The sequence below is a fragment of the Mesorhizobium sp. WSM4884 genome, assembly GCF_029625675.1.
Lineage (GTDB): Bacteria > Pseudomonadota > Alphaproteobacteria > Rhizobiales > Rhizobiaceae > Mesorhizobium.
Window position 1 is genome coordinate 167,798 of record NZ_JARTVO010000012.1, and the last position, 6,582, is coordinate 174,379.

The 6,582-nt window shown below is 63.9% G+C and carries 4 protein-coding genes and 1 pseudogene; 3 read left to right on the plus strand and 2 right to left on the minus strand.

The genetic code is table 11. The features are described 5' to 3' along the window. The first annotated feature begins 9 nt into the window (after positions 1 to 9). Positions 10 to 645, plus strand: coding sequence for a TetR family transcriptional regulator (locus P9236_RS19920; RefSeq protein WP_278076192.1), 636 nt, complete (start codon positions 10 to 12; stop codon positions 643 to 645). Positions 646 to 665: 20 nt separating this feature from the next. Here P9236_RS19920 and P9236_RS19925 read toward each other — a convergent pair whose 3' ends face one another. After that, entirely contained in the window at positions 666 to 4,151 is a 3,486-nt protein-coding gene (locus P9236_RS19925; RefSeq protein ID WP_278076193.1) for a PAS domain-containing hybrid sensor histidine kinase/response regulator, read from the minus strand. Between the two features lie 248 nt (positions 4,152 to 4,399). On the opposite strand from P9236_RS19925, the gene mscL reads away from it, so the two are divergent. Then, on the plus strand, positions 4,400 to 4,822 hold the full coding sequence (gene mscL, locus P9236_RS19930; RefSeq protein WP_278076194.1) for a large conductance mechanosensitive channel protein MscL: 423 nt from the start codon (positions 4,400 to 4,402) through the stop codon (positions 4,820 to 4,822). 112 nt (positions 4,823 to 4,934) lie between these two features. Beyond that, positions 4,935 to 6,101, plus strand: a complete 1,167-nt coding sequence (locus P9236_RS19935; protein WP_278076195.1) for a pyridoxal phosphate-dependent aminotransferase — start codon at positions 4,935 to 4,937, stop codon at positions 6,099 to 6,101. Positions 6,102 to 6,431: 330 nt separating this feature from the next. On the opposite strand, the pseudogene P9236_RS19940 reads toward P9236_RS19935, so the two are convergent. Further along, positions 6,432 to 6,582: pseudogene (locus P9236_RS19940) on the minus strand (5-aminolevulinate synthase); the annotation flags it as partial.

Below are 6,582 nucleotides of genomic sequence, written 5' to 3' on the forward strand. Positions count from 1 at the left end.
AGCGCTGCCGTGGTCCAACGCCCAAGCCCTTCAATTTCCACTCGAAAACAGCCCAAACAGGCCCGGGCGACGGAACTCGTCGCGGCGATTTTGCAGGCAGCCGCTCAGGTTTTGGCGAGCGAGGGCGCGCAGCGTTTCACCACCACGCGCGTCGCCGAGAAAGCCGGCGTCAGCGTCGGCTCGCTCTACCAGTACTTCCCCAACAAGGCCGCGTTGCTGTTCCGCCTGCAGAGCGACGAATGGCGACAGACGACCGACCTTCTGTGCGGCATTCTCGAGGATGTCGAAAAGCCGCCGCTCGAACGGATACGCGTTCTGGTGCACGCCTTCATCCGCTCGGAATGCGAGGAGGCTCCGCTGCGCGTGGCGCTGAGCGACGCCGCGCCGCTCTATCGGGACGCGCCGGAAGTGCAGGAGGCAAAGGCTTCGGCGGATCGCACGGTCGAGGACTTCATGCGCGCGGCATTGCCCGCCGCCTCGGACGCTGTTCGAACCAGGGCTGGCGAGCTCATCATCACGACACTGGCGGCGGTAGGACCGGATTTCTCGGCAAGCCGGCGAACGTCAGCTGAGATCGAAGCGTATTCGGACGCACTCGCCGACATGTTCTGCGCCTATCTCAAAAGCCTCGGCCATCAAGACTGAGATAAGTCCCACCAGCGACGTCACTCCGCCGCGGGCGCCAGCGCCCTGACACGCGCCATCATCGAGCGCAGCACCGCCGGCTTCAGCGGCTTGTTGACCACCGCAATGTCGAGCTTGCCTGCGGCGGTGCGCACCTCGCTGGAACGGTCGGCGGTGACCAATACGCAAGGCAGGTCCTGGCCGTAAGCGGCGCGCAGCCTGTGGATGGCGTCGAGTCCGGTGCTGCCGTCGAGATGGTAGTCGGCAAGCACGATATCGGGTCTTCGCGCGCCCGGCCGTACGAGGTCTCCCGATCCCGAAGCCGTATCGACGCTGCAGCCCCAGCCTTCGAGCAGCAGCCGCATGCCGTCCAGGATGCGCGCGTCATTGTCGATGCACAGCACGTTGAGCCCGGCAAGCGATGATGCCGCGCGCGCGGGCGTCTTGGAGATCTCGCGCGGCGGCGTCGCGATCGCTGCCACCGGCAGGATAACGGAGAAGCGCGTGCCCTTGCCCGGATTGGAGAAGATACGGATTTCGAGCCTCAGCACCCTGGCGATCCGGTCGACGATGGAGAGGCCGAGGCCAAGGCCTTCGGCCTCGCGCGCGCCTTCGTCCAGCCGGGTGAATTCGTGGAAGACGGTGTTGAGCTTGTCGCCAGCAATGCCGATGCCGGTGTCGATCACCTGGATCTCGGCCAGTTCCCCGCGCCGTCTGACACCGACGAGGATGCGGCCCTCGCGCGTGTATTTGATGGCGTTGGAAACGAGGTTCTGGATCAGCCGGCGAAGCAGGTTGCGGTCGGTCATGACACCGAGGGAAGACGGCATGATTTTCAGGCCGAGCTTCTTTTCCGCGGCGAGCGGGCGAAAATCATTGCCGATCTGGCCAAGCAGCCCGCCGAGGCTGAAGGCAGTGTCTTCGGGCTTCAAGGCTCCCGCATCGAGCCGCGAGATGTCGAGCACCGCGCCGAGAATGGTCTCGACCGACTCCAGCGAGGATTCGATGTTAATGGCGGCCTTGCCGGCCGGACCCTTGCCGGCCTTCTCGATCAGCGAGGAGCAGTAGAGCCTGGCGGCGTTGAGCGGCTGCAGGATGTCGTGGCCGGCGGCGGCGAGGAAGCGCGTCTTGCTGAGGTTGGCTTCCTCGGCCAACATCTGCGCCTGCGCCAGCTCCTCGTTGACGCGGGTGAGCTCGGCGGTGCGGCTCCGGACCCGCTGCTCGAGCGACTCGTTTGCCCGTTTCAGCGCCAGGTCCTGTTCGACGCGGCCGGAGATGTCGGCATAGGTGGCGACGATGCCGCCGTCCGGCATCGGGTTGGAGCGCAGCTCCAGAATGCGGCCGCTGGTCCTGAGCTCCATCTGCCAGGGGCTGACGAAGCTGGTCAGCCGGTTGAGCATCGTCACCCGCTGGTCGGCGGGGATGTCGCCGCGCTCGGCGAGGTGGCGCAGGATCTGGTCGAGCGACACGCCAACCTGGCCCATCTCGTCCGGCAGGTCGAACAACGCCCGGTATTGCCGGTTCCAGCAGATCAGCCGGAAATCGCGGTCGAAGACGGTGATGCCTTGCTCCATCTGGTCGAGTGCGATCTGCAGCAGGTCACGATTGTGCTGCAGCGCCTCGGTGGCGTCGTCGAGCAGCCGGAAGGCATCCTTGGAATCGCGGTCGTTGCGGCGGAAGAGCAGCGACAGGATCAGCCGCGCCGAGGACGAGCCGACCGCGCTCGCCAGCAATTGCTCCGAGAAGCGGATGACATCCATGCTGGCCTGTTCCTTGCCGTGCAGGGAGACGTTGGCGTTCTTCTCGAAGGACTGGAAGGAACGCTCGGTGCGCTCGACGCCGAGATAGCGGGAAATCGTGTCCTTGAGGTCGTTGACGGTGACGGCGGTGCGGAAGCGGCGCAGGCTTGGCATCGGGCCCGCCTCGCGCGGCACGAAGATCGCCGCCTGGATGCGCTCCAGCGGCACGGATGCTCGAGACAGCGATCCGAGCACGAAAAACAGCGTGTTGATCGACAGGCTCCACAGAACGCCGTGGTTCAGCGGCTCGCCGACGGTGCCGAACAGCGCCTGGGGTCTCAGCGCCTCGAAGCCGAACAGACCATGGACGACGATCTCGGAGCCGGGACCGACGAGCGAAGGGAGCAGCAGCGTGTAGCTCCACGCCAGAATGCCGGCAACCATGCCGAGCGCGGCGCCCCTGCCGTTGGCGCGCCGCCAGATTAGCCCGCCGATCAGCGCCGGCGCGAATTGGGCGATCGCGGCAAACGACATCAGCCCGATCGAGGACAGCCGCGCACTGTTGGTGCTCTCACGGTAATAGAGGAAAGCGATGAACAGCATGATGAAGATCGACGCCCGCCTGACGTTCAGGATCAGCGTCGACCAGTCCTCGTTCTGCGAGGACGTGGTTTTGAGCAGCCTGCGCACGAACAGCGGGATGACGAGGTCGTTGGAGATCATGATCGACAGCGCCACGCTCTCGACGATGACCATGGCGGTCGCCGCCGACAGGCCGCCGATGAAGGCGGCCATGGCGAGCACGTCATGGCCGCTGAACAGCGGCAATGACAGCACATAGAGGTCGCTGCTGGTCCTGGTGCCGACCAGCGACAGGCCGGCAAAGGCGATCGGCAGCACGAACAGGTTGATCGCCACGAGATAGAGCGGGAAGACCCAGGTCGCGGTGCGCAGCTCGGCCTCGCTGCGATTCTCGACGATGGTGACGTAGAACTGGCGCGGCAGCATCAGGATGGCGAAGCCGCTCAAGGTCGTCAGCACCAGCCAGGTGGCCAGGGAGGTGTTGTAGCCCATGGCCTGGCGCACCTCGGCATTCGCAGCGAGCGTCGCCAACATGTCGCCGGGGCCGCCGAAGATCAGGAAGGTCACCATCAGGCCGATGGCGAGGAAGGTTGCGAGCTTGACCACGGTTTCAACCGCCACCGCCAGCACCAGCCCGTCCTGATGCTCGGTGGCGTCGGCATGGCGCGTGCCGAACAGCACGGCGAACAGCGCGAGCAGCATCGCGACCACCAGCGAGATGTCGCTGACGAATGGATCGAAGGAAGGCGGCGATCCCGTATAATGCTCGATCATCAGACTGACCGAGCCCGAGATCGCCTTCAGCTGCAGCGCGATATAGGGCACCGCTCCGATCGTGGCGATCAGCGTCGCGATCGCCGCGACGGCAAAACTCTTGCCGTAGCGGGCGCCGAGAAAGTCGGCGATCGAGGTGATCTTCTCGCTCTTGGCCAGTCGCACGATGCGGTTGAGCAGCGGGAAGCCGAAAACGAAGACCAGCACCGGACCGGTGTAGATGCCGAGGAATTCGAGGCCGCGCTCGGAGGAGAGGCCGACTGAGCCGAAGAAGGTCCAGGAGGTGCAGTAGATGGCGAGACTGAGCGCATAGATGAAGGGCCGCGCCCGTCCGAGCCCGGCTGCCACCGAGCGCCGGTCACCGACGCTGGCAATGGCGAAAAGCAGCGTCACATAGGCGATAGCGATGATGACGACGAACCAGCCTTGCATGGTTCGAACTTCCTCCCTGACGGGCTCCTCGCCCGCTTTAGACGCAACCACAGCTTGGAGCCCAAGTCCATCGCGGCTTTCGACGCATATGTGGTTGGTGACGCCTGCAGAAACACGAACCGGATAAATACAAACCGGTGGCTTCGCCCTTTTTCCGGTTTTGCAACTGGGAGTTTTTGTTATTGTGATTTGGGTCGGCGCCGGAGAGCCGGGGCGGCAGCACGGCCGGTCATGGCAAGGAGGGTCGAATGCTGAAAGAATTCCAGGAATTCATTTCCAAAGGCAATGTGATGGATTTGGCCGTCGGCGTCATCATAGGCGCGGCCTTCTCCAAGATCGTCGATTCGCTGGTCAACGACATCATCATGCCGATCGTCGGCGCGATCTTCGGCGGGCTGGACTTCAACAACTATTTCTTTGGACTGTCCTCGAACGTCCACTCGGCCACGCTGGCAGATGCCAAGAAAGAGGGCGCCGTTTTCGCCTATGGCAGCTTCATCACCGTGGTGCTGAACTTCCTGATCCTTGCCTTCATCATCTTCCTGATGGTCAAGATGGTGAACAATCTGCGCAAGCGCCTTGAAGGCCAGAAACCGGCGGCTGCCGCGGCCCCGCCGCCGGCGGATGTCCAGCTTCTGACCGAAATCCGCGACCTGCTCGCCAAGAAGTAATCTCAGGACAGAACTCGCTGGACCAAAACCCCGGCCGTTCGCGGCCGGGGTTTTCTGTTTGCGGCTGTCGTAAAAGACGTTAGCAGTCGTGGAAAACCAGACGGATTCTTCCATGACCCTGATCCAGACATTGCGCACCGAGGCTCGCGCTGCGCCCGAAAGCGGCATTGTCGCCGTCGTCAACCACGGCCGTTTGCGTGAAGGCCTGATCCCGCTGTGGGCCGGCGAGGGCGACCTGCCGACGCCTTCCTTCATCAGCGATGCCGCCGCCCGCGGGCTGGCAAATGGCGAGACCTTCTACACCTGGCAGAAGGGCATTCCCGAGCTCAGGCAGGCGCTCGCCCGCTATTACGCCAGGCATTTCGGCAAGCGCTTCGCCGAGGAAGAGTTCATTGTCACCGCTTCCGGCATGCATGCCATCCAACTCGCCATCGACGCGATCGCGGGCAGCGGCGACGAGGTCGTCTACCTGTCGCCGGCTTGGCCGAATTTCGCCGCCGCCGCCGGCGTTGCCGGCGCCGTCCCGGTTGCGGTCACGCTCGACCAGTCCGGCAATGGCTGGTCCTGCGATGTCGACAAGATCGCGTCCGCCATCACGCCGCGGACGAAGGCTCTGTTCATCAATACGCCATCGAACCCGACCGGCTGGACCGCAGACAAGGAGACGCTGAAGGCGATCCTCGATCTCGCCCGGCAAAAGGGCCTATGGATCATTGCCGACGAGATCTATTCGCTGTTTCACTATGGGCACGGCCGCGCGCCGTCCTTCCTCGACGTCGCCACGAGCGAAGACCGTATCCTGTTCGTCAACAGCTTCTCTAAGAACTGGGCGATGACCGGCTGGCGCGTTGGCTGGATCAAGACCCATCCGGCGCTGCAGCAGGTGTTCGAGAACCTGATTCAGTATTCGACCTCGGGCGTCGCGCAGTTCATGCAACGCGGCGCGGTGGCGGCCCTCGAGGAGGGCGACGCATTTATCGTCGAGCAGGTCGAGCGTGCACGTGCCGCGCGCGACCTCGTCTGCGATATATTGGGTGCCACCGGCAAGGCGCGCTTCACCGTGCCGGAAGGTGCGTTCTATCTGTTCTTCAGGGTCGATGGCATCACCGATTCCCGCGCCGCTGCCTTCGACATCGTCGACAACGCCAATGTCGGTCTGGCGCCCGGAACTGCCTTCGGCCCGGGCGGCGAGGCCTTCCTCAGGCTATGCTTCCACCGCCGCCTCGATCAGCTCGAGGAAGCGGCGCATCGCCTGGCGAAATGGATGAAGACGGTGTGAGGTCGCAATCGGGCGGGAAGTGTTTGTTTGCGGACCCATTTTCTGCACCGCTTCGTTCCTAGGCAGACGTAACGGCATGGATTCTAGGGTCTGTGCGCGTCGCTTCGCTCCTTGCTACGCCCTAGAATGACGACCGAAGGACGGCCTCGGACAATCTCCAACGTTTGCGATTATCGGCTGACGAAATGGACGTCGTCATCCAAGGGCGAAGCAGTCGCGAAGCGACGTCGCGGAGACCCTAGGATCCATGCCGTGACTTAGGAGTGTCGCAACGTTGGAGAACGACGAACAGCGACAAGCGGAGCGCGGCCAGCGCCCGACAGCTGCAAGTCAGCCGCCCGATTTCGGCACCAGCAGCGGAACGATCCGATCGCTCTCGGCGACAGCAGGGCGGCCGGCGGCGCCGTAGGGGATGCCGAGCGCGTCCCAGGTCTCGACCAGCGCGTCCTGCAATTCGGCGATCAGCGCGTCCGAATGGAAG